The 21,353-nt window shown below is 31.4% G+C and carries 15 protein-coding genes, 1 CRISPR repeat array and 1 riboswitch; of the genes, 8 read left to right on the top strand and 7 right to left on the bottom strand.

What is annotated here, in order from left to right; all coding sequences use genetic code 11:
• Positions 1-123 precede the first annotated feature (123 nt).
• The 4 genes from ACFWUA_RS01530 to ACFWUA_RS01515 form a co-directional block, all read right to left on the bottom strand.
• Complete coding sequence (locus ACFWUA_RS01530) at positions 124-426, bottom strand: hypothetical protein (RefSeq protein ID WP_416198414.1); 303 nt, start codon at positions 424-426, stop codon at positions 124-126.
• Positions 427-509: 83 nt separating this feature from the next.
• Entirely contained in the window at positions 510-827 is a 318-nt protein-coding gene (locus tag ACFWUA_RS01525; RefSeq protein WP_416198413.1) for a hypothetical protein, read from the bottom strand.
• Positions 828-1,018: 191 nt separating this feature from the next.
• The gene (locus tag ACFWUA_RS01520; RefSeq protein WP_416198412.1) at positions 1,019-1,537 is read right to left on the bottom strand and encodes a folate family ECF transporter S component; all 519 of its coding nucleotides are present in this window, start codon (positions 1,535-1,537) and stop codon (positions 1,019-1,021) included.
• A gap of 66 nt (positions 1,538-1,603) precedes the next feature.
• Positions 1,604-1,697, bottom strand: a riboswitch (THF riboswitch).
• A gap of 75 nt (positions 1,698-1,772) precedes the next feature.
• Complete coding sequence (locus ACFWUA_RS01515; RefSeq protein ID WP_416198411.1) at positions 1,773-1,952, bottom strand: H-type small acid-soluble spore protein; 180 nt, start codon at positions 1,950-1,952, stop codon at positions 1,773-1,775.
• Positions 1,953-2,151: 199 nt separating this feature from the next.
• Here ACFWUA_RS01515 and ACFWUA_RS01510 point away from each other — a divergent pair, with 199 nt between their 5' ends.
• Both ACFWUA_RS01510 and ACFWUA_RS01505 read left to right on the top strand, forming a co-directional pair.
• On the top strand, positions 2,152-3,402 hold the full coding sequence (locus ACFWUA_RS01510) for a DUF4830 domain-containing protein (protein ID WP_416198410.1): 1,251 nt from the start codon (positions 2,152-2,154) through the stop codon (positions 3,400-3,402).
• 259 nt (positions 3,403-3,661) lie between these two features.
• Positions 3,662-6,035: direct repeats of the CRISPR family, unit length 30 nt; unit sequence GATTCTAGACTACCTATAAGGAATTGAAAC.
• 134 nt (positions 6,036-6,169) lie between these two features.
• On the top strand, positions 6,170-6,958 hold the full coding sequence (locus ACFWUA_RS01505; protein ID WP_416198409.1) for a sugar phosphate isomerase/epimerase family protein: 789 nt from the start codon (positions 6,170-6,172) through the stop codon (positions 6,956-6,958).
• 36 nt (positions 6,959-6,994) lie between these two features.
• Here ACFWUA_RS01505 and ACFWUA_RS01500 read toward each other — a convergent pair whose 3' ends face one another.
• Positions 6,995-8,170: a cation diffusion facilitator family transporter gene (locus ACFWUA_RS01500; protein WP_416198408.1), complete on the bottom strand. Its 1,176-nt coding sequence runs from the start codon at positions 8,168-8,170 to the stop codon at positions 6,995-6,997.
• A 110-nt stretch (positions 8,171-8,280) separates the two neighbouring features.
• Here ACFWUA_RS01500 and ACFWUA_RS01495 point away from each other — a divergent pair, with 110 nt between their 5' ends.
• The 3 genes from ACFWUA_RS01495 (at position 8,281) to ACFWUA_RS01485 (ending at position 14,248) form a co-directional block, all read left to right on the top strand.
• Positions 8,281-10,374, top strand: a complete 2,094-nt coding sequence (locus ACFWUA_RS01495) for a glucosaminidase domain-containing protein (protein ID WP_416198407.1) — start codon at positions 8,281-8,283, stop codon at positions 10,372-10,374.
• A gap of 119 nt (positions 10,375-10,493) precedes the next feature.
• A complete protein-coding gene (locus tag ACFWUA_RS01490; RefSeq protein ID WP_416198406.1) occupies positions 10,494-11,201 on the top strand; it encodes an ABC transporter ATP-binding protein in 708 nt (235 codons plus the stop codon).
• 2 nt (positions 11,202-11,203) lie between these two features.
• Positions 11,204-14,248: an FtsX-like permease family protein gene (locus tag ACFWUA_RS01485; RefSeq protein WP_416198405.1), complete on the top strand. Its 3,045-nt coding sequence runs from the start codon at positions 11,204-11,206 to the stop codon at positions 14,246-14,248.
• A 30-nt stretch (positions 14,249-14,278) separates the two neighbouring features.
• Here the strand turns inward: ACFWUA_RS01485 and ACFWUA_RS01480 are convergent, their stop codons facing one another.
• Together ACFWUA_RS01480 and ACFWUA_RS01475 are read right to left on the bottom strand one after the other, a co-directional pair.
• Positions 14,279-15,649: an ATP-binding protein gene (locus tag ACFWUA_RS01480; protein WP_416198404.1), complete on the bottom strand. Its 1,371-nt coding sequence runs from the start codon at positions 15,647-15,649 to the stop codon at positions 14,279-14,281.
• Positions 15,646-16,308 carry a response regulator transcription factor gene (locus tag ACFWUA_RS01475; RefSeq protein WP_416198403.1) on the bottom strand — a complete coding sequence of 221 codons (663 nt, stop codon included), beginning with the start codon at positions 16,306-16,308 and terminating at the stop codon, positions 15,646-15,648. The genes ACFWUA_RS01480 and ACFWUA_RS01475 overlap by 4 nt, the downstream gene beginning before the upstream one ends.
• A gap of 209 nt (positions 16,309-16,517) precedes the next feature.
• Here ACFWUA_RS01475 and htrA point away from each other — a divergent pair, with 209 nt between their 5' ends.
• The 3 genes from htrA to ACFWUA_RS01460 all read left to right on the top strand — a co-directional run bounded on the left by htrA (position 16,518) and on the right by ACFWUA_RS01460 (position 21,329).
• Complete coding sequence (gene htrA / locus ACFWUA_RS01470; protein WP_416198402.1) at positions 16,518-17,675, top strand: serine protease HtrA; 1,158 nt, start codon at positions 16,518-16,520, stop codon at positions 17,673-17,675.
• 173 nt (positions 17,676-17,848) lie between these two features.
• Positions 17,849-19,600 (top strand): ABC transporter ATP-binding protein, encoded by a 1,752-nt coding sequence (locus tag ACFWUA_RS01465; protein ID WP_416198401.1) that lies wholly within the window; start codon positions 17,849-17,851, stop codon positions 19,598-19,600.
• Complete coding sequence (locus tag ACFWUA_RS01460) at positions 19,590-21,329, top strand: ABC transporter ATP-binding protein (protein WP_416198400.1); 1,740 nt, start codon at positions 19,590-19,592, stop codon at positions 21,327-21,329. The genes ACFWUA_RS01465 and ACFWUA_RS01460 overlap by 11 nt, the downstream gene beginning before the upstream one ends.
• The last annotated feature ends 24 nt before the right edge of the window (positions 21,330-21,353 follow it).

Below are 21,353 nucleotides of genomic sequence, written 5' to 3'. Positions count from 1 at the left end.
ACCAAGGAAACACTAAATATATTAAAAGACTGATATAATATATAACATATATTACATAGAAATGCAAGTATAAATTAATTTTTTATAATACATATCAAATGTAACTATTAGATTAACGAGGTTTTATATATTCTTAGACACCATTATAGTAATAGTTTTTCCCTCAAATTGAGGAGGAATATGAAGCATATAGTATCCATCACAACCTGATAAAGTATGAGTTATAGCTTCTAATTCGCTGGTAGCTGGATTTGTAAAAAATGCTTTTACAATTGCTGCTACTATTGGTTCATTTGATTCACAATCTGTAATCTGACCATGGATTATTGCATCTTCTATTTCAGTAACGCCTAAATTTAATTTATATTGTTGTTCTTCAAAAGATTCTGGCATAGTAATTTCATCTGAACTTAAAATATATGACATTTAAATTCACCTCACATATATTTTTATTTTGTATATTACATAATAGTATACAAGGATAAAAATGTGATAAATTTTTACTAAATTTATTTTGTTTTAGAATCTGCTTGAATATTTATTTCAATCAATTTATTTTTACTATCAATTTTTAATTCCTTCTGAAATATAATATTTTCATCTTCCATTGGAGGCTTTTTTTCAACAGTTTTCTTAGATAATTTATCTTTTTTTATGATATCTTCATTTTTTGATTTATTTAATGTAGCAGGATTAATGACTTTTTCTTGAATATTATGAATTAAATTAAGAGTATATTTTGACCTTATAGCCAATATAATGGTTAATATCAATTGTAAAAATAGTACAATAAAAATAAAAAAAGTAATTAATGAGAAATTTAACACAATTTATACTCCTTTCTTTTTAATTTAATATAAATCAAGCTCCTATTTAATATATGAACAACACATGGGGATAGTTCTTCTGTGTTTTTTATATTAAATAGGAGTTTGTAAAATATAAGCACAATTTTGTGTTTTAAACTTAAAAAATAACACAGAGGGACAGTTTGAAGTGCCCCTCTGTGTTCATATTTTTAAAATTCTTTTTTTATAACTCCTGCTTTAGCTAGTGATTCCACTAATCCTTTTATCAATACAGAATAAACAGGAATATTTATAGCTTGTTTAGTTGCCGCTTTTGTCATAGTTACAATTAGTGGATGCCCAAATAGAATATTTCTAAAGTAAGGAACCATCAAAACGGACGTAGTTACTTGTCCAACTAGTATGGACAAAAATATTTTCCAAAATGGCATTTCATCTACATCAGCCTTTAGAACCTTCATAAGTATTCCAGGGATAATCCCAGTAAGGGCTGAAGTCAAAACAAAATGTGGCATAAATGGTCCTGTTGGTCTGACTATAAAACTAACTACATCTCCTACTGCTCCTACAATTCCACCAACAACAGGTCCAAATACTATACCAGCAAAAATAATTGGAAATCCTCCAAAATTGATAATGCCAGGGATAGTTATGAATCTAGACAATACCACATTGAGTGCAATCAAAAAACCTGAGATAGTGATAATTTTTGGATTTAATTTTTTCAAAAAAATACCTCCTTTCATATATGATATGACAGTCTGCCACATCAGAAAGAAGATATTACTGATAGTGTCAGCGAACGCGATAATATACCGCAAGCATTTGCTTTTCGTTCAAAGGCTACGTCCCATCCTTTGACACTTAACGCATATTATCTACTCTGTCATTTTAAATTTTTAAAAAATAAATTTGCACTTGCAGAAACATTATATCAGATTTAATTTGCTAATTCAATTAATTTTAATGTTCTATTAAGTTATTTAAAGATACTTCTTGTTTGTTTTCTGGCTGGTCTAGAAAGTGGATTTTTGCTGTATTGTTATTCTCGTTAACAGCTTCAATATAAATTGGCATATCATTGTAAGTTACATCAACCATAACTGGATAAGAAACAATATCTTTTGCACGTTGATTATCCATTCTAAATACCTCCTTAGTAATATAAACAATTCTATTGTACGTATTTAAATCAAGATTTATTCTTTTTTCAAAAAGAATAGATTATAAGAAAAATTAATAGAACTTAGATATGCTGAATAGTATAAAAAATGCGGGTGTTTTTGGTATAATTAGAAGTAGGATAATAACTAATTATTTTTACTAAATTAAAATGGAGGTGATGAAAATTTCAAGAGTCAAAAATATCTGGATTATAGTATTTAACATGGTATTAATAGTTCTGATAATGTTGATAACTTTACCCAGCAAAGAAAGTAAGGGAAAAGTTTCTCTTGAACTTATTTTTAACACTAATTTTGGCGAAGTAAATAAAGTATCAATTAAAGATGAAAAGATAATCAATGATATTGTATCTATGTTGGAAAATAGTGAGTTTTTGGGAAATGGAGCAAATACAAATGATATGAGTGGAATGGCTCGTAAAGATAATAAACTGATTTTGACTAAAGCAAATGGCAATAAAGAAGAGATTACATTTTCATATGACAGTCTTTATGAGTTTGGATACATAGAAGTAGAAGGAAAAATCTTAGTACCTAATTATGATTTTTTTAGATATGTAGAAGATTTGGAAGAATACACAAAGTATGATACAAATGTGGAAAGTCAAGTGGTAGACTTATTTAATAAATATAACTGGACTGTTGACTACAGGATAAATACTCTAAAAGAGAAATTGCCAGACAATCTTAAACATAAGGCAGGGGAGTATCCAATTAAGATATATTGGGCCTACAACAATGAACTTTCTAAAGAAATTGGATTTGATTTTACTGACTATCTCGGAAAGAATATAGTGGTGGAAATTTATAGATTGAGAGAATCTTTGCCAGATTTTATGGAACCAAGGAGAGATGCAAGAGGTATTATTTTGAAATATAATAATGAAATTATTGGTGCATATATAGATGCTGGGAGACATGAGTCCTTTGCTTGTTCTCTCAATAGGGAAAAATTAGAAAACATTACAAGCAAGGATTGGGATCAATGGATTGAAGATTATATTGATTATGATGATGAATTAGAGATAAAGTTATCTAAAATGAAACCAGAAGATATAATCAAAGAACATTTCAAAGCATTGAATAATCATGATATTAAAATGACTTGGGCAACTATAACAAGAAAGAATTTATGCAGATATTTATCATCTAATATGAACAATCAATATCTATTTAATAAGGAAAAAGATGTAGCTAATCAAAATATAAGAAGTGCAGAGTTGTTAGAGATAAATGAATTTGAAGATATAGATAATGGTGGAGAAGCACTGGAATACGAAGTCTTAGCTGATTTTAAATTTATTGAACCTATTACATCAGAGAATGGAGTTTTTCCTAGATTTGTTATTATGAGAAAAGAAACTGAAAAGAGCGGTTGGAGAATTGATGATATAGGTACTGGACCTTAAAAATTTTCCCTTAATTTTCCCTAAGCTCATGTGAAGATATTTGTCGTCGACCTGTAGTAGTGCAAAAACCTCTGGAGATCGACGACAAATTATTTTTTGTTTAAATCTAGAAGATGCAATGGCTATAGCGAAAAATATTAAAACTATGTAACAAACAAGGCTAATTTTATGACATTGACAAAAATGAAAGAACATAGTAATATCAAAGTGTGTAATTAGATTCTAGACTACCTATAAGGAATTGAAACTTGAATTTCGCGATTCTAGACTACCTATAAGGAATTGAAACAAGACTTCTCGCTCGTCTGATGTAATAGCAATTACAGATTCTAGACTACCTATAAGGAATTGAAACTTTGAGACAATATTAGAAGCTGCTAGATCGCATATAGATTCTAGACTACCTATAAGGAATTGAAACGATATAACTGCTGAAAGCTGCTGTTCATTTATCGGTGATTCTAGACTACCTATAAGGAATTGAAACTCACTTTAGAACTTCTAGAATTTGATTTTTTACCCTCAGATTCTAGACTACCTATAAGGAATTGAAACATGGAAATCAATAATCATGAAAAATTAATGGAAGCTAGATTCTAGACTACCTATAAGGAATTGAAACCTGCACTTGCAAACCCCATAAGTGCAGCAGCTATAGATTCTAGACTACCTATAAGGAATTGAAACAGATCTGCATTAACTAGACTAGCAAAACCAACCAAACAGATTCTAGACTACCTATAAGGAATTGAAACTTGAATCATTGGCCCTTTTCAAGGTATTCATTAAATCGATTCTAGACTACCTATAAGGAATTGAAACATCGTTTCTGATCTTGTAGCAGCTGTGCCTATGGAATGATTCTAGACTACCTATAAGGAATTGAAACTTAGGAAAAAGGCAATGAAAAAGTTCTGAAATCCCAAGATTCTAGACTACCTATAAGGAATTGAAACCACCTTGTTCCTTATAATGTTCTAAAGCTCTTCCAGCGATTCTAGACTACCTATAAGGAATTGAAACATGTTTGGTAGAAAGAAAAAGAACAACAATACTTTGAGATTCTAGACTACCTATAAGGAATTGAAACAATGCATATAAAGTTTTGTCTTTATAGCTTTTGCCAGATTCTAGACTACCTATAAGGAATTGAAACAATTGAAACAGTACAAAGAATATAAAACCCAAGTAGTGATTCTAGACTACCTATAAGGAATTGAAACACGGTAAATCTTACTAATACAGTATTCCTGTCTATATGATTCTAGACTACCTATAAGGAATTGAAACTTCGGGTACATCTCTAAAACAGCATTGATTTCCTCGATTCTAGACTACCTATAAGGAATTGAAACTCGTCCACCGTGTCGTCTGCTCCTTCAAGAGCTGCGATTCTAGACTACCTATAAGGAATTGAAACTCAGCCTGGCCGAGACATTCTGGAAGATTGCACAAGCGATTCTAGACTACCTATAAGGAATTGAAACTATCGATGATCTCCAGGATGGCGTCCTTTTCTCCTGGATTCTAGACTACCTATAAGGAATTGAAACGATTTTCGCCCGCATATCTTCCTTTTTTTCAATCTCCGATTCTAGACTACCTATAAGGAATTGAAACTACGCTACTGTTTACTTTTAGCCTAGGATATGCGGTGATTCTAGACTACCTATAAGGAATTGAAACTCGGCTGCCCGGAGAATGCCTTTTTCGGCCAGTTCCATGATTCTAGACTACCTATAAGGAATTGAAACAAAACTGCAGAGAGCACTTAACCAAACACCTAGAAGGGATTCTAGACTACCTATAAGGAATTGAAACTAGCACTATCATTATGCCCAAAGAAATCCCTAATTACGATTCTAGACTACCTATAAGGAATTGAAACCATTCCCATAAATTGCTGACATAGCTATTCCCCATGTGATTCTAGACTACCTATAAGGAATTGAAACTTTAATCCCGCAAACTTTTCTGCCGTATCTTTTATAGATTCTAGACTACCTATAAGGAATTGAAACTTTTCCCTATATGCATTCACTCCTTTTTTTATTTTGGATTCTAGACTACCTATAAGGAATTGAAACCTATAACAGCACGACAAGGGTAACACCTTGTCCCTTGTCCGATTCTAGACTACCTATAAGGAATTGAAACTTTTTTTTTAAAAATCTTGAATTATAAAGCTATTTTCGATTCTAGACTACCTATAAGGAATTGAAACGGAGAAATGATTAATTTTGGATCTGTATCAGATATGGATTCTAGACTACCTATAAGGAATTGAAACTCAAGAAATATAAAAATAAATCAAATGGAGGTTTTAGATTCTAGACTACCTATAAGGAATTGAAACTTATATTTACTTAGTCATAAAATGTTGCATGTTGCTAGATTCTAGACTACCTATAAGGAATTGAAACTAATTTGCATAGTCTAATGAATGAAGTTCCTACCGGGTATTGATTCTAGACTACCTATAAGGAATTGAAACTTCTGTGGCAAGGAGTTTAACAATCTAAAATAATGTTTTGAACGATTCTAGACTACCTATAAGGAATTGAAACAAGATATAGAAAAGAGAAAACCTCAATATGCAAGTGGATTCTAGACTACCTATAAGGAATTGAAATCTATCTATGAATATGAAATGTTTTAGAGATAAATGAGTAAAAATGACAGTGTTTGAATATATGTGGATGTTGCAAAAAATTCTTGATATAATAAAATTGGAAAAATAATATAAGGAACATATGGAGATGATACTTTGACAATTAAATTTGGAATGCCTACATTGATAGGGAAAAGGAGTATTTTAGGAAATGTTTTTTTGTGCAAGGAACTTGGATTGGATTTTATTGAGCTTAATATGAATTTGCCTTATTGTATGCCTAATAGCAATATGTCTTATGAATTGTTGAAAATTCGAAAAGAATATGGTATAGAATTTACTTTACATTTTCCTGAAGATATTGATTTTGGCTGTTTTTATGAAGAAATAAGGCAGGCAAATATTAGATTATTTAAAAATATTGCTACATGGGGAGCTGAGTTTGGAGTTAAAAAAATAAATATTCATTTGAATCCGGGAATATATTTTACATTGCCAGATGAAAAAATATTTGTATATGAAAAAAATAGTGAATTATTTATGGAAAACCTTATAGATTCCTTAAGTCAAGTAGTCCAAATTGCAAAACCCTTAGGAATATTAGTGTGCATTGAAAATATGCAAATAAAAGGATTTGTTGAAGAGACTTTTAAAAAATTAGCTAGTGTACCGGATGTTTATTTTACATGGGATGTAGGGCATGATGCTATGTGGGGATACAAAATAGAAAAGATATACACAAAATATCCACACAAAGTTAAGCATATGCATCTACATGATTATAATGGGAAAAGTGATCATCAGCCACTTTTTACTGGAGAAATTTCATTGGAGGAAAGATTAAAATTTGCCTATGAAAATGATTTGACTGTAGTTATAGAAACTAAAACTCAAGCAGCTTTAAAGCAGTCATTAGAAGCGTTGAGTCTAAAGAATGATATATAATAGCACAAGGGTTACTTCAAACCGTCCCCTTGTGCTTTAGTATTCTTTGTCTATTGTTATGATGCAGTTATACTGAGGGCTATTCTTTTTTATGGCATTGGAAATATCAAGTTTTATGTCTTCTTCTGTAATGTTTTTATTTAATTTACTCCCATCTACAACAATGTCAAATATGAGATTTTTTTTATCTCCCTCACCAACTATTCTAAAATCATGCATAGATTTTATTGCTGTATTGGCTTTGATTATTTTTTCTACTTCATTTCTAGCTTCTACAATTTCTTTTGTATCCATACAAATAGGATCCATGTGAATCACCAAATGCAATTCAAGTTTTTCACTTAGTTCTCTTTCTGCTTTGTCAATTACTTCATGAATATCCATCACATTGATATTTGAAGGAAATTCTGCATGGATTGAGGCCATAGTTCTTCCAGGACCATAGTTGTGTATGATTAAATCATGTACACCAGTTATATATTTATATGAGAGTACACCGTTTTTTATAGAATTTATAAGTTCTTCACTAGGAGCTTCACCAATTAGGGGATTTATAGTTTCTTTTACTAGATTGAATCCTGCATAGAGTATGGCAAAAGCTACTAGAACTCCTATATACCCATCAATGGGTATATCAGTGAATAAGGATGCCAATAGAGATATTGCTACTACAGAAGTAGTGAAAACATCACCTAAAGCATCTGTAGCTGTAGCTTTAAGAGCAGATGAAGAAATTTTATCTCCCAATTTTTTATTGAATATACTTAACCAAACTTTAAAGAGGATTGAAACCAACAAAATGATAAAAGGTATCCATTCAAATACTACAGCTTGAGGATTCATGATACGATTGATAGAAGTTTTTATAAATTGAAATCCTACCAGCATGACCATAAAAGCAACGATCAAAGCAGATAAGTATTCTATTCTGCCATGACCATAAGGATGTTCTTTGTCAGGTGGCAAACTTGAGAGTTTAAATCCTACAATTGTAATAATAGAAGAAGCTGCATCGGACAGATTGTTAAATGCATCTGCCAAAACAGCTATTGAGGAGACTATAATCCCTATAGTCAATTTAATTATAAATAGAATCAAGTTGACTATAATTCCAACTATTCCAGCTAGATAGCCAACTTTACCTCTAACTACATTATCTGAAAAATCAGTATTTCCCTTTGTTGCAAATTTCAATAAAAAATCTGTTAACATGAAGTACCCTCCCAAAATATTATGTTATGTAGTATAATAATTATATCACAATTTTGCATAGAGAATAAAAAGTGTAGTTGACAATTTTAAGAAAGAGGGGGCGGAATAAATTGAAAAAAATAAGTTGGAGCATGATTGTATTGTTGATGGCTTTATGGATATTTGGAGGATTTAGTTCAGAGGTTGTGGCGGATAGTCAAATTAAGTTAATACTAGATGGGAAAGATATTACTTCGCTGGGAATGCCAATAGTTGAAAATGACAAGGTTCTTGTACCAATTGAGGGCATTGCCCAAAAATTTGGAGCGAAGATTATTTTAAATGACAAAGATAATACGGTTAAAATTGAGAAAAATGGGAATTCAACCACTTTAAGAATTGATAGCCATTTAGTATTGTATGAAAATCAAGAAAAAACTTATGCTTTAAGTGATATACCTACCAAACGCATAAATAATCGTGTTTTTGTGTCTCTTGATTTATGTAGAAATGTACTAGGGTTAGGAATTGAGTGGGATAAAGACAATAAAATTGTTCGAATTGATTCTAGCAAAAAAGAAGATATAAGACCGTTTTCTGATGTAAAGATTTTATCTGTAGAATCTGGACAAACTATAAATGGCAAAACTAGTCTTAAAGTTTCGTTACCTGAAGACAGTTTAAAGAATGCTAAAGAGATAAAATATCTTCTTTTAAATCCACAAACAGCTAAAGGTTTTGTAGTAGCTAGAGGAACGGACTTAACTGCTACATACAATTGGCTACCTGATTTACAGGGAAAAGGGGAACGAATTCTTGTAGCTGGTATATATGATGAAAATGGAAACTTTTTAGCAGGAGATGCTATCTTGGTAAATTTGGATGTTGTTCCTGAAGTGTATCTAACTGGAATTGAGGAAGGTGAAATACTAGATGATACAATATCTATTGGTACAGATGCCAATTTTGTAGCTTCTTATGTGAAATATGAAATAACTAATTTAGATACAGGAAAGAAAACTTTGTCAGCAGAATCTGATCCACAAGGAATGTATAAATGGACTCCAATGGTTAAGGAAAATGGGAATTATTCTTTTAGAGCAATTGCCTATGACAGTCTTGACAATCCATATAGTAGCGAAACAATAACTGCAAAAATTGAAGTTCAACAAAAGTTAGCACTAGGAGGAGTATCTGAAGGACAAACTATAGATAAGCCAGTTGTATTGTCAACTTCTAGAAACTTTGATGTCAGTGAAACTGAATACGTTTTAAGAGACTTAAATACAGGAAAAGAAGAAAGTTTAAAGAAATTTGGCTATGGAAATTATACCTGGTTTCCAGGACCTGAATATTCAGGGCCTAAAGAGCTTTTAGTTAGAGTCAAGGATACTAGGGAAAGAACTCATGAAAGTGAAAGTATAAAGGTCAATGTAAAAGGAGAACCCAAAATATTTTTAGAAGGAGTAGGCCCAAAACAAGTTTTAACAAAAGCTACTCAGTTAAAAATTACAAGCAATGTGAAATTAGATAGTGTAGATTATATTTTCATTAAACCAAATACAAATCAAAAAAAGATCATTGCTTCAAAGCAAAGTCCTTCAGCCATTTGTACTTATACTCCGGTTCAAAAAGATGTGGGAAATTGGAAAGTGAAGGCCATAGGAATATACAAGGGGAAAAAGATTGAAAGCGAAGAAATTCCTATTAGAGTGTATTTAGGTAAAGTATATGGTCCTAAACCTATAATTGAAAAGGATAAATTTATGGGTCTTGCATCTGACTTAGCGAAAAAATCTTTCGAAAAGACAGGAATGTCAGCTGCACTACAGACAGCTCAAGCTATTCTTGAAACAGGTTGGGGGCAAAGTGCTCCTGTAGATAAATACAGTGGGAAAAAATCTTTAAATCTATTTGGAATAAAGGGCAAGGGAACAGCAGGTTCTGTCATATCAAATACATGGGAAGTATATAATGGGAAAACTTTTCGTGTTGATGCAAGCTTTAGAGCGTATAACAATGTAGGTGAAAGCTGGGCAGATCATAAGGATTTGTTGCTTAAAGGAGAAAGATATGAGCCTTTTAGAGAAGTAATGCACAATTCTACAGAAGGGGCTTGGGCATTAAAAAGAGCAGGATATGCAACAGATCCCCAGTATGCATTGAAACTAATGAAATTGATAAAATTATACAATTTGCAAGAACTCGACAAGATAGGAATTTAAAAAAAGAACCGGCTAAGTTGATAAACTTGCCGGTTTTTATTTATCCCCTTTACTAATATGGGAAAATAGCATAAAATAATATAAAATATATGTTGAGAAATTTGTAAGGAAGGGTGTCAATGGAGAAAAATTTTATTGAGTTAAAGGATATCAAAAAAGTTTATAAGATGGGTGAGGTTGAAATAAAGGCCCTAGATAGCATATCTTTTTCCATAGACAAAGGAGAGTTTGTAGTAGTAGTAGGGCCTAGTGGTGCCGGTAAAAGTACAGTATTAAATATTTTAGGTGGTATGGATTCTCCAACTAGTGGTAAATTAATAGTTGATGGCAACGAAATAAGTGAGTATTCATCAAGAGAACTAACTACTTATAGAAGATATGACATAGGTTTTGTTTTTCAATTTTACAATCTAGTTCAAAATCTTACTGCACTAGAAAATATAGAATTGGCAACTGAAATTTGTAGAGATCCTCTTGAACCATACAAGGTATTGGAACAAGTAGGTCTTAAAGATAGAAAAGATAATTTTCCAAGTCAATTGTCAGGTGGAGAGCAACAGAGAGTAGCTATAGCTAGAGCCCTTGCCAAAAATCCTAAATTGCTATTATGTGATGAGCCTACAGGTGCATTGGATTACAATACAGGGAAATCGGTACTTAAATTGTTGCAGGATACAAGTAGAAATAATGATATGACAGTAGTAGTAGTTACTCACAATTTAGCTATTGCACCTATGGCAGATAAAGTAATAAAGATAAAAAATGGGAAGGTAGAATCAGAAGAAATAAACAAAAACCCTATTCCAGTAGAAAGGATAGAGTGGTAAAAATGAAAAACACTCTGCTTAAAGATACCTTTAGGTCAATAAGGAATACATTGGGAAGATTTTTAGCTATATTTGCCATAGTTGCTTTGGGAGTAGGCTTTTTTGCAGGTATAAAAGCTACGGCACCAGATATGAAGATTACGGCAGATAAATATTTTGATGACTACAATTTGATGGATATTTGGCTTATATCTACGAAGGGATTCAATGAAAAAGATATAGAGGCTATAGAAAAAGTAGATGGAATTGATGAAATATCCCTTAGCTATTCAATGGATGTTTTAGTTGATGACGGAGAAAATACTAGAGTAGTGAAACTATTGTCAATACCTGAAAATATATATGAAGAAAACTCCTATATAAATAAGGTAAATTTAGTAAAAGGGAGATATCCCAAAAATTCTGGGGAATGTTTGGCTGAAAGTGGAAGTATGACAACAGAGTCTTTATCCATAGGGAGTAAAATAAAAATATATTCGGGGACAGATGAGGATATTTCAGAAAATTTAAAAAAAGATGAATATACTGTAGTGGGACTAGTTGAAAGCCCTCTTTATATTTCTTTTGAAAGGGGAACTAGCACTATTGGCAATGGCAAAATAGAGAGCTATATAATGATTCCTGAAGAAAATTTCAAATTGCCAGTATATACTGATATATACTTAACTGTAAAAGATGCGAAAGATGTATTTACCTATAGTGATGAATATGATGAAATACTAGATCCTGTGCAAAAAAATTTAAAGGATATAGGAAAAATAAGGGAAGAAGAACGCTATGATGAAATAATAGCTGAGGCCAATGAAAAACTAGATGAAGTCAAAAGAGAATTAAAAGAGGGAGAAGAAAAGCAAAAAGCTGAATTAAAGAAAGCTGAAGAAGATTTATCTAAAGCAAAAGCAGAAATAGATAGAGGAGAAAGAGATTTAAAGAATAAAGAAAATGAATTCTATAAGACCATAAGAGATGCAGAGAAAAGATTAAATGAAGAAGAAAAAAAATTGAAACAAGGAGAAGAAGAATACTACAAAAATCTCAATTATTTCAATGAGATGAAAGATAAAACAGAAAAAGAATTGGAAGAGGAAACGCAAAAACTTATTTTGGCAGAACAGGAACTTCAAAATGCTAAAAAAAATATAGATGAAGGGAAAATTAAATTAGAAGAAGAAAGAAAAAAATTAGAGGCATCAAAGAAAAAGGCCTTGAAAGAATTTGATGAAGCTAGAAATAGACTCAATTCTGCCAAGAAAGAATATGAAAGTGGATGTGAAGAATATCTAAATGAAAAAAAAGAATCTGAAGAAAAGCTAGATGAAGCTAGAGAAAAAATAGCTAAAGGAGAAAAAGAATTAAAAGAGATTGAAAAGCCTAAATGGTATGTGTTGAAGAGAAGTGAGACTAGGGATTTTATTGATTATGGCATGGCGGCAGATAGAATAGATGCTATAGCTCAAGTGTTTCCACTATTCTTTTTTGTCATAGCGGTATTGGTGTGTTTGACTACTATGACTAGGATGGTGGATGAAGAGAGAGGATATATTGGAAGTCTTAAGGCTATGGGATATAGCAATATGCATATTGCTTCAAAATACTTGATATATGCAGCTATTGCCAGCATAAGTGGTAGTATAGTAGGACTGTTGATAGGGTTCAAGGTTTTTCCAACAGTGATATTCAATTCTTATAGAATAATGTATATTATGCCATCTGTTATAACGGAATTCAATACATTTTATGCCATTATTTCGACAGCTGGGGCAGTTTTTGCCACTACTATGGCAGCATTAGTTGCTTGTTACAGTGAATTGAGAGAAATACCAGCTCTTCTTTTAAGGCCCAAATCACCTAAAATGGGAAAGCGAATTTTGCTTGAGAGAATAGGATTTATCTGGTCTAGATTGAAGTTTACACAAAAGGTTACAGCCAGAAATTTATTTAGGTATAAGAAGCGTTTCTTTATGACTATAATTGGTATAAGTGGATGTACAGCTTTACTTTTAGCTGGATTTGGATTGAAAGATTCAATAGTGTCTATTGCTGTTAAGCAGTTTGATGAAATATATAAATATCAAATGGCATTAGAATTTAAGGATGGTATAAACAAAGGAGAAACAAATGGAGTAGTAGATTTTTTAAAGGAAGATTCAAGAATTAAAGACTATATGCTCGTGAAAGAACAAGCATTAGATATTGGAAAAGGGAATATAGAAAAGACTGCAAATTTGATAGTACCAGAAAATCTAGATGAAATTAACAATTTTATTATCTTGAGGAATAGGATTTCAGGGGAAAAAATTTTAGTTCCAGAAAATGGGGTAGTGTTGACTGAAAAAGTAGCAAAACTTCTTAAGGCAAATGTTGGTGATGAAATATATATAAAAGTTGAAGAAGACAAAAAGGCAAAGGTGAAAGTTGCAGGAATTACGGAAAATTATTCTTTCCACTATATATATATGTCGCCTTATTTGTATGAAAAAGCATTTGGAAAAGATGTAGAGTTCAAAAAGATATTGGTCAAGACAGTAGATACTGACAAAGCCTTTGAAGATAAAATTTCTAAAGAAATATTGAAATACAAAGATGTGTCTTCTATAAATTTTATAGCTGGTATGAGCAAAAGTTTTAAAGATACAATAGGAAGCTTAAACTATGTAGTTTTAGTTTTGATATTTTCAGCAGGAGCTTTGGCATTTGTAGTACTATACAATTTGACAAACATAAATATAAGTGAAAGAATTAGAGAAATTGCCACTATAAAAGTATTAGGTTTTTATGATGAAGAAGTTTCCAAATATGTATATAGAGAAAATGTCATTCTCACTATAATTGGAACAGCTGTGGGACTTGTTTTAGGAGTGTTTCTCCACAAGTTCATAATTCTCACAGGAGAAACGGAATTCATCATGTTTGGTAGGGAAATAAGATTTGTAAGTTTTGTCTATTCAGCTATTTTGACTATATTCTTTTCACTTTTAGTTAATTTTGTTATGTACTTTAAATTGAAAAAAATAGATATGGTAGAATCTTTAAAATCTATAGATTGAAAAAATGGGATAAGTTTAAAATTAAGAAACTTATCCCATTTTCTTAGGTATTTCTATATAGAAAGAAACCCCCACTTCTTCATTTTGAGCCCAGATATGTGAATTGTGCAAATTTAGTATTCTCTTTACAATGACTAATCCAAGACCGAATTCGCCTTTATATCCTTTGTTGAATTCACTAAAAAGGGAATTTAGAATTTCATTTTCAATATTTGGGCCATCATTCCAGAATTTAAGGCAAACTTTGTCGCTGTTTTTTTCTTTCAATGATATAAGTATCTGACTATTTGCATATCTAATTTGATTGTCCAATAGATTTTCTATGACTACTCGCCACTGTTCCATATCTCCACTGATATTTATTTGTGGCAAGTCTAAATTCCAATCCAATTCAGGCCTACTTAAATATAATCTATCTACTACATCTTTAATTAGATTATCTAAAGAGAAAGTTTCACTAGACATTTCATGATTAGCTAAATAATCAAGTTTCGTCAAATAAAGCAGATTCCTTATGCGTTTTTCCAACCGCTCTGCTTCTTCATCGATGACTTCTACAGAACAATCTAAATCTCCTTTTGGATAAATACCATCTCTAATAGCTTGTGAATAACTACGAATGACCATAACAGGAGTTTTTAATTCATGGGATACATGTTGCAAAAAAGATTGTTGCATTTCATCTTGATAAATCAACTGTTTTCTAAGCTTTTCTATAGACTCACCTAAATGCCCTATTTCATCTCCTCTATCCAATTCTACAGCTTCATTCCATTCGTGATTTGCAAGTTTTTCTACACGTTTTTCTAAACTTACCAGAGGATTGGACAAATATTTAGAAAGTCCTATTGCTGGAATCCAACTGAGAACAAATACTATAAACATGATTAAGAGCAATTTTTTAAATAGAGTTTGTACTAAGTCTTGCCTATAAGAGTCCCACATATAAGAAACCAAAAAAACATCTTGCCCCAATGATTTACCTTTTGTGATTACATAAAATATCTTTTCATTTCCTACTTTGCCACTATATCTTTGACTTATGTTTTTTTGAACTTTTATTTCATTTTTTACTTTATTTAAAAAGTCCATAGAAAGAGGAGAGGAAGTGATTATATCATTTTCATTATAAACCATGAAATGATTTACAGTTCGAATATTTTCTAAAGTTTGCCTTGAACTTTCAAGTCCATTGGATTCTAAAAAGTCTATTATGGATTCAATATCGAAACGGTTAAACATAAGCCTCTGTGCATTTTCTATAGTCGCATAGATTTCCTTCGTAAAGAAGTCCCTCAAAGTTAAAGGCAATAATATTGATAAAAGTATTGATATACATAGAGTGATTGTGGCAAATACTATCCAAATTTGAATAGATAATGGTCTATTTTTCATTTTCATGATTTCATCATCCTATATCCATATCCATATATGGTTTCAATATTTAAAAGGGGCATTTTTTTTCTAAGTCTTCTAACTAAGTCATCTACCACTCTATCTGTACCAAAATAATCACTCCCCCAAACAGTTTGAAGTATTTGTTCTCTGGAAAGGGCTAATCCTCTATTTTTTGCGAAGTAAACCAACAAATCAAATTCCTTAGAAGTTAAATCTATTAGCTGGTCTTCTAGTTTAACCCATCTACTATTTATATCTATGGTATAGGGAGGTATATTTTGAATTTGCAAATTAGAACCATAAGTACGTTCTAAAAGATTGCGAGTTCTTATGACTAATTCTCTAGGCAAAAATGGTTTGGGTAAATAATCATCACTTCCAAGTTCTAATCCCAAAACCCTATCTATATCAGCATCTCTTGCAGAAATGAAAATCACAGGAATATTTGGATTTGTCAATTTTATTTCTTGTAAAAGCTGGTATCCGTCTATATCAGGCAGCATAATATCTAGTATCCACAAATCAGGAGGGGTAGCCATTGCTTTTTTTGCTTCTTCTCCTGTAAAAAAAGATGAAACCTTCCAATTTTCTTTTTCTAAATAAGAAGTTAAAACTAGATTTAAGTTTTTATCATCTTCCACCAAATAAATTTCGAAACTCATACAAAACCGCCTCCACAGTATAATTAGATTTAAATATATTATAACAAAATATTATGCAATAAAACCATGGGACTAAAATCAAAAAAATATGTGAAATTGTAAAAAAAACAAATCGAAAATTTCACAACAAAAACATATTTCATCCATATTTGTTTTACAATTCTTTATTAATCTATATTTAGAATAGAAAATTCAAGGAGGTATGAAATATGGACGAAAATAAAGATATTATAATTGTAGAAGATATTGAAAACAAAGAAGAAAAGAAAGAAAGTAAAAGAGGTAAATTTTTCTCATATTTTGCAGTGGCATTGATAGCTTCTCTCATTGGAGGGATAATATCCCCAATAGCTTCAAATCATATCTATGGTAAAAGTTCATCAAAAGTTAGTCAAAATAGTCAAGAAGTTTACAATACGCAAAAGGTATATAGTACAAACAATGAAAGTGCTTCTATGATATCTCAAGCAGCCAAAAGTGCAATGAATAGTGTAGTAGGAATAACTACAGTAGAAATTCAAAATTATGGTTTTATGGAACAAGAAGTAGATGGAGTAGGCTCTGGTATAATAGTAGATAGCAATGGTTATATACTTACAAATTCTCATGTTGTTGGAGATGGAAATGCAAAAAAGATAACAGTATTGTTTGAAAATGGAGATAAAAGATCTGCCAAGGTACTATGGCATGATTCTATTCTTGATCTAGCTATAATCAAAGTGGATGCCAATAATTTGCCAGTAGCTAAATTGGGAGATTCAGACAAATTGGAAGTAGGAGAAATAGCTATAGCTATAGGAAACCCTTTGGGATTAGAATTTCAAAGAACCGTGACTTCAGGGATTATAAGTGGACTTCATAGGTCTATAAGTGTAGATCAAAACAATACCATAGAAGATCTCATTCAAACTGATGCCTCAATCAATCCTGGAAATAGTGGAGGCCCATTATTAAACAGTAAAGGAGAAGTCATAGGAATAAACACAGCTAAAATAAAATCAGCTGAAGGATTAGGCTTTTCTATACCTATAAATACAGCAAAGCCAATAATAGAAGAAGTAATCAAAAAAGGAACTTATGAAACAGTCTATATAGGAATAAAGGGCATAGATGTGGAAACTTATGAAAGACAATTGGGAATAGATTTGAAAGCTGATAGTGGAGTGATTGTGATTGAAGTAGTTTCAAATTCTCCTGCAAGTAAGGGAAATTTAAGAAATGGAGATGTAATAACAAAGATTGACAATCAAAATATTGAAAATATGAATCAGCTAAAAAAGGCACTTTACAATTATAAAAAAGGTGATAAAGCCAAATTGTCAATTATAAGAAATGGTGAAAAGAAGCAAATACAAATACAATTTTAGATGCAATAGGATATCCTATTGCATTGTTTTTTTGTAGAACAATTAAGGTATCGTTGTATTTATAAAGATTTGAGAGTATAATGAATTTTAAGAAAGGTGGAAAAAATCCAGTGGCAAGGTTTTCGCAACAGAAAACAATGAAATAAAAATATTTAATGAATAGGATGGTTTAAATGAAAAAAGTTAAATTTGAGCCTCCCAAAGAAAGGGAAAGGTTATTGTCTTATGTCATAAAATATCATAGACAATTTTTTATAACAGCTATTTCGGGTATATTTTTCAATTCAGCAATTGTCCTTGGCCCTATTTTTCAAGGTAAATTGCTGGATGCAGCTACTGTAGCAACAAATACTCATGAAATAATAAAGGCTGGTTTAGAGTTTGTTGGCGTCACTTTAACTTTTCAGATTGCAAGGTTTTTTAAAAGATACTATGTAAGGGATATGGCCAATAGAATGAGTGGTGATATGCGTGTTGGCATAATGGAATCCATACTAAGTACAGATTTAAATGTTCTAGAACGGCAAAAACCAGGAGACATGATAGCTACTACCATGGGAGATGTAGATATTGTGGTTGAAGCAGTGAGAAAAACCATTACTGAATTGTGGGATACTGGGGTTCTCATGATTGCTTATTGGATTGCACTTATGAGTTATGATATAAAAATAACTTTGATAGCGTCTATTCCTATTCCATTAGTCATATTACTTACTCAAGCTATGAAAAAAACAGTTCATTCCAAAGCTAAGGATACTAGAATTGCTACTTCAAAGACAACTACTCAAATCAGAAAATTGATTTCACAAATAGATATAATGCGTTTGTATGGAAGAGAAGAAGCAGAAATAGAGAGGCTAGAAGATAAATTAGCTGTACAAGCTGAGAAAAATATCATATTAAGCATTTTTAAAAATGGATTGGCTCCTATATATTCTGTATTGGCAAGTATTGGAATTGTTGTAGTCATATTTTTAGGTGGAAATAAAGTCATTGATGGAAATTGGACTATTGGTACTTTTACAGCATATATAGCCATGTTTACAGCATTGGCAGTGAGGACGACTACTGCTGCAAAAGTTTTCAATATTCAACAAGGTGCTAAAGCTTCTTGGGATAGAGTATTAGGACTTATAAATGGAGAAAAAATGGTGCCTATTGAAAAAGTAGAAAGTCTTAAGCCAAAAGAAATAGATGTAGAAAATCTGTCATTTAAATATCCAACTAGTGAGGAATATGCAATTGAAAATATTTCTTTTAAAGCTTCAACTGGCATGATAGTTGGTATAACTGGTTCTGTAGGTTCAGGGAAAAGTGCATTAGCTCTTTCTATTACAGGACTTTATGATTATGATGGAAAGATTTTTTTAGATAATGTGGATTTAAAAGACATTCCATATGAGAAAAAACTAGCAACAATTACATATATGGGTCACGATTCTTTTCTTTTTTCAGATACTTTGAAAAATAATATTGCTTGGAATGATGACGATAGAGAAAAATTGAACAAGGTACTTGATATTGTAGATTTAAAACAGGATATTGAAGGCTTTGAAAATGGTATAAACACAGAAATTGGAGAAAAAGGTATAAAAGTTTCTGGAGGTCAAAGGCAGAGAATAGCTTTGGCAAGAGCTCTATATAAAGATGCCAGTATAGTCATACTTGATGATCCATTTTCTGCCGTAGATATAAATACCGAAGCTAAGATTATTGAAAATTTAAGACAAAATCGAGATGGAAAAATTATATTTATTTTTTCGCATAGACTTCATGCTTTCAAGTACACAGATATGGTTTTAGTTCTCGACAAGGGAAAAATTGTTCAAAGTGGTACTCATGATGAATTGATAAATACTGAAGGTATATACAATAAAATTATAGATTCACAACAATTTTTAGGAGGTGAATCTGTTGAAGAATAAAATAGTATCTAATGCTATTAAGACGAGTTGTAAAGAAAAAATTCTATATATTATATTTTTAATCGTTGCAATTGTTGTTGGTATTGTTATGCAATTGATTCCACCTCAAATTTTGAAGAGTATTATAGACAACAATATTTCAAAAGGAGTTTATGATGGATTGTGGAAATTGTCATTGTACTATCTGCTAGCTGTGGTGATTAGTGGAGTTGCCGATTTTGTCCGTGAGTTTATGATGGCAGTTGTTGGACAGGATATACTACTAAATATTCGCATGAATATGGCAAAAAAACTATCTAAATTGCCTATATCATATTTTTCAAACAATGCTGTTGGTGAGATAATGAGTAAATTTACTCAAGATGTAGATGCTGTTGGTACACTTTTTACTAGTGGACTTATAGGGATATTATCTGATGGATTGAAAACAGTTGGAATTATAATATCAATATATATTCTAAGTCCTAAACTGGCATTGTATGTGTTACTTCTAATCCCTATAATATATTTAATTGCTAGATTTTTTAAATCCAATACATTTAAAGCTCAAATGAATGCAAGAATAGCAGTTGGTCATATTAATGGTTTGGTTCAAGAAATATTTAATGGAATAAGGACAATTAAAATATTTGGAATGGAAAATTATTTTATATCTGATTTTCAAGAACCATTAAATCAAAACCTTGAAGCTGTTCATAAAACTAGTACATTAGATTCCATATTTCCATGTATAATGCAAATACTTAGGGCAATTGTCATAACAATTGTTGTGATTGTAGCTGCTCCAAAGGGATTAGGAACATTGGGTATAAGTATTGGTTCAATTGCAGCGGTAGTTGATTTGATATCAAGAATGCTTGCACCTATTGAAGCTATAGCTGTAGAGTTTCAGACAATACAAGAAGCTGCTTCTGGAATTGAGAGAATAAATGAATTTGATAGAGAAGAAGAAGAGATTAGATATATAAAAGAAATACCTGAAATGATAAAGAATTTTTCTATATCTGTTGAAAATGTTTCTTTTTCTTATGAAAATGGTAAAGAAATTGTTCGAAATATTTCATTTGAGGTAAAGGCAGGTATGAAGGTTGCGTTGGTAGGGAGAACAGGGGCTGGGAAGAGTACTATTTTAAATCTTGTGGCAGGTTTATATAGGCCAAAAGAAGGAAGCATAAAAATAGGAGGGATAGATCCTTTTGAAATGCCTTTTGAAATGCGCCGTAGAACTATAGGAATTGTACCTCAAACTTTTCCAATATATGATGGGACGGTTAGGGAAGCAATTACACTATATGATGAAACTATTACGGAGGAAGAAGTAATAGCAGCAGCTAAAAGTGTTGGTCTTCATGAAGATATAATGAAGCTTCCAAGGGGATATGATACTTTTATTGGAGAAGGAGAAATAAAATTTTCTCATGGTCAATATCAATTGTTGTCTCTTGCTTGTGCATTGGTATGCAATCCTCCTATACTGCTTCTTGACGAAGTGACATCAGGTCTTGATTCTATAACAGAGGCAAAGATATTTAAGGCTATAAGGGAAGTATCTCAAGATAGGACAATTCTCACAATAAGTCATAGAATATCTGGAATAATTGATGCTGATGAGGTCATTTTTTTGGAAAAGGGAAGAATTGTTGAAATTGGTACACCAGAAGAACTTGCAGGAAAAGATGGTTGGTATGCTAAATATCATCAAATTGAACAATTGGGGTGGAAAATATAGAAGATAAAAACACTAGCAAATATT

The sequence above is a fragment of the Sporanaerobacter sp. genome (assembly GCF_047830725.1).
In the GTDB taxonomy this organism is placed as follows: Bacteria; Bacillota; Clostridia; order Tissierellales; family Sporanaerobacteraceae; genus Sporanaerobacter.
The sequence above is the reverse complement of the archived record's forward strand: the minus strand, read 5'-3'. Positions and strand labels throughout refer to the sequence as shown.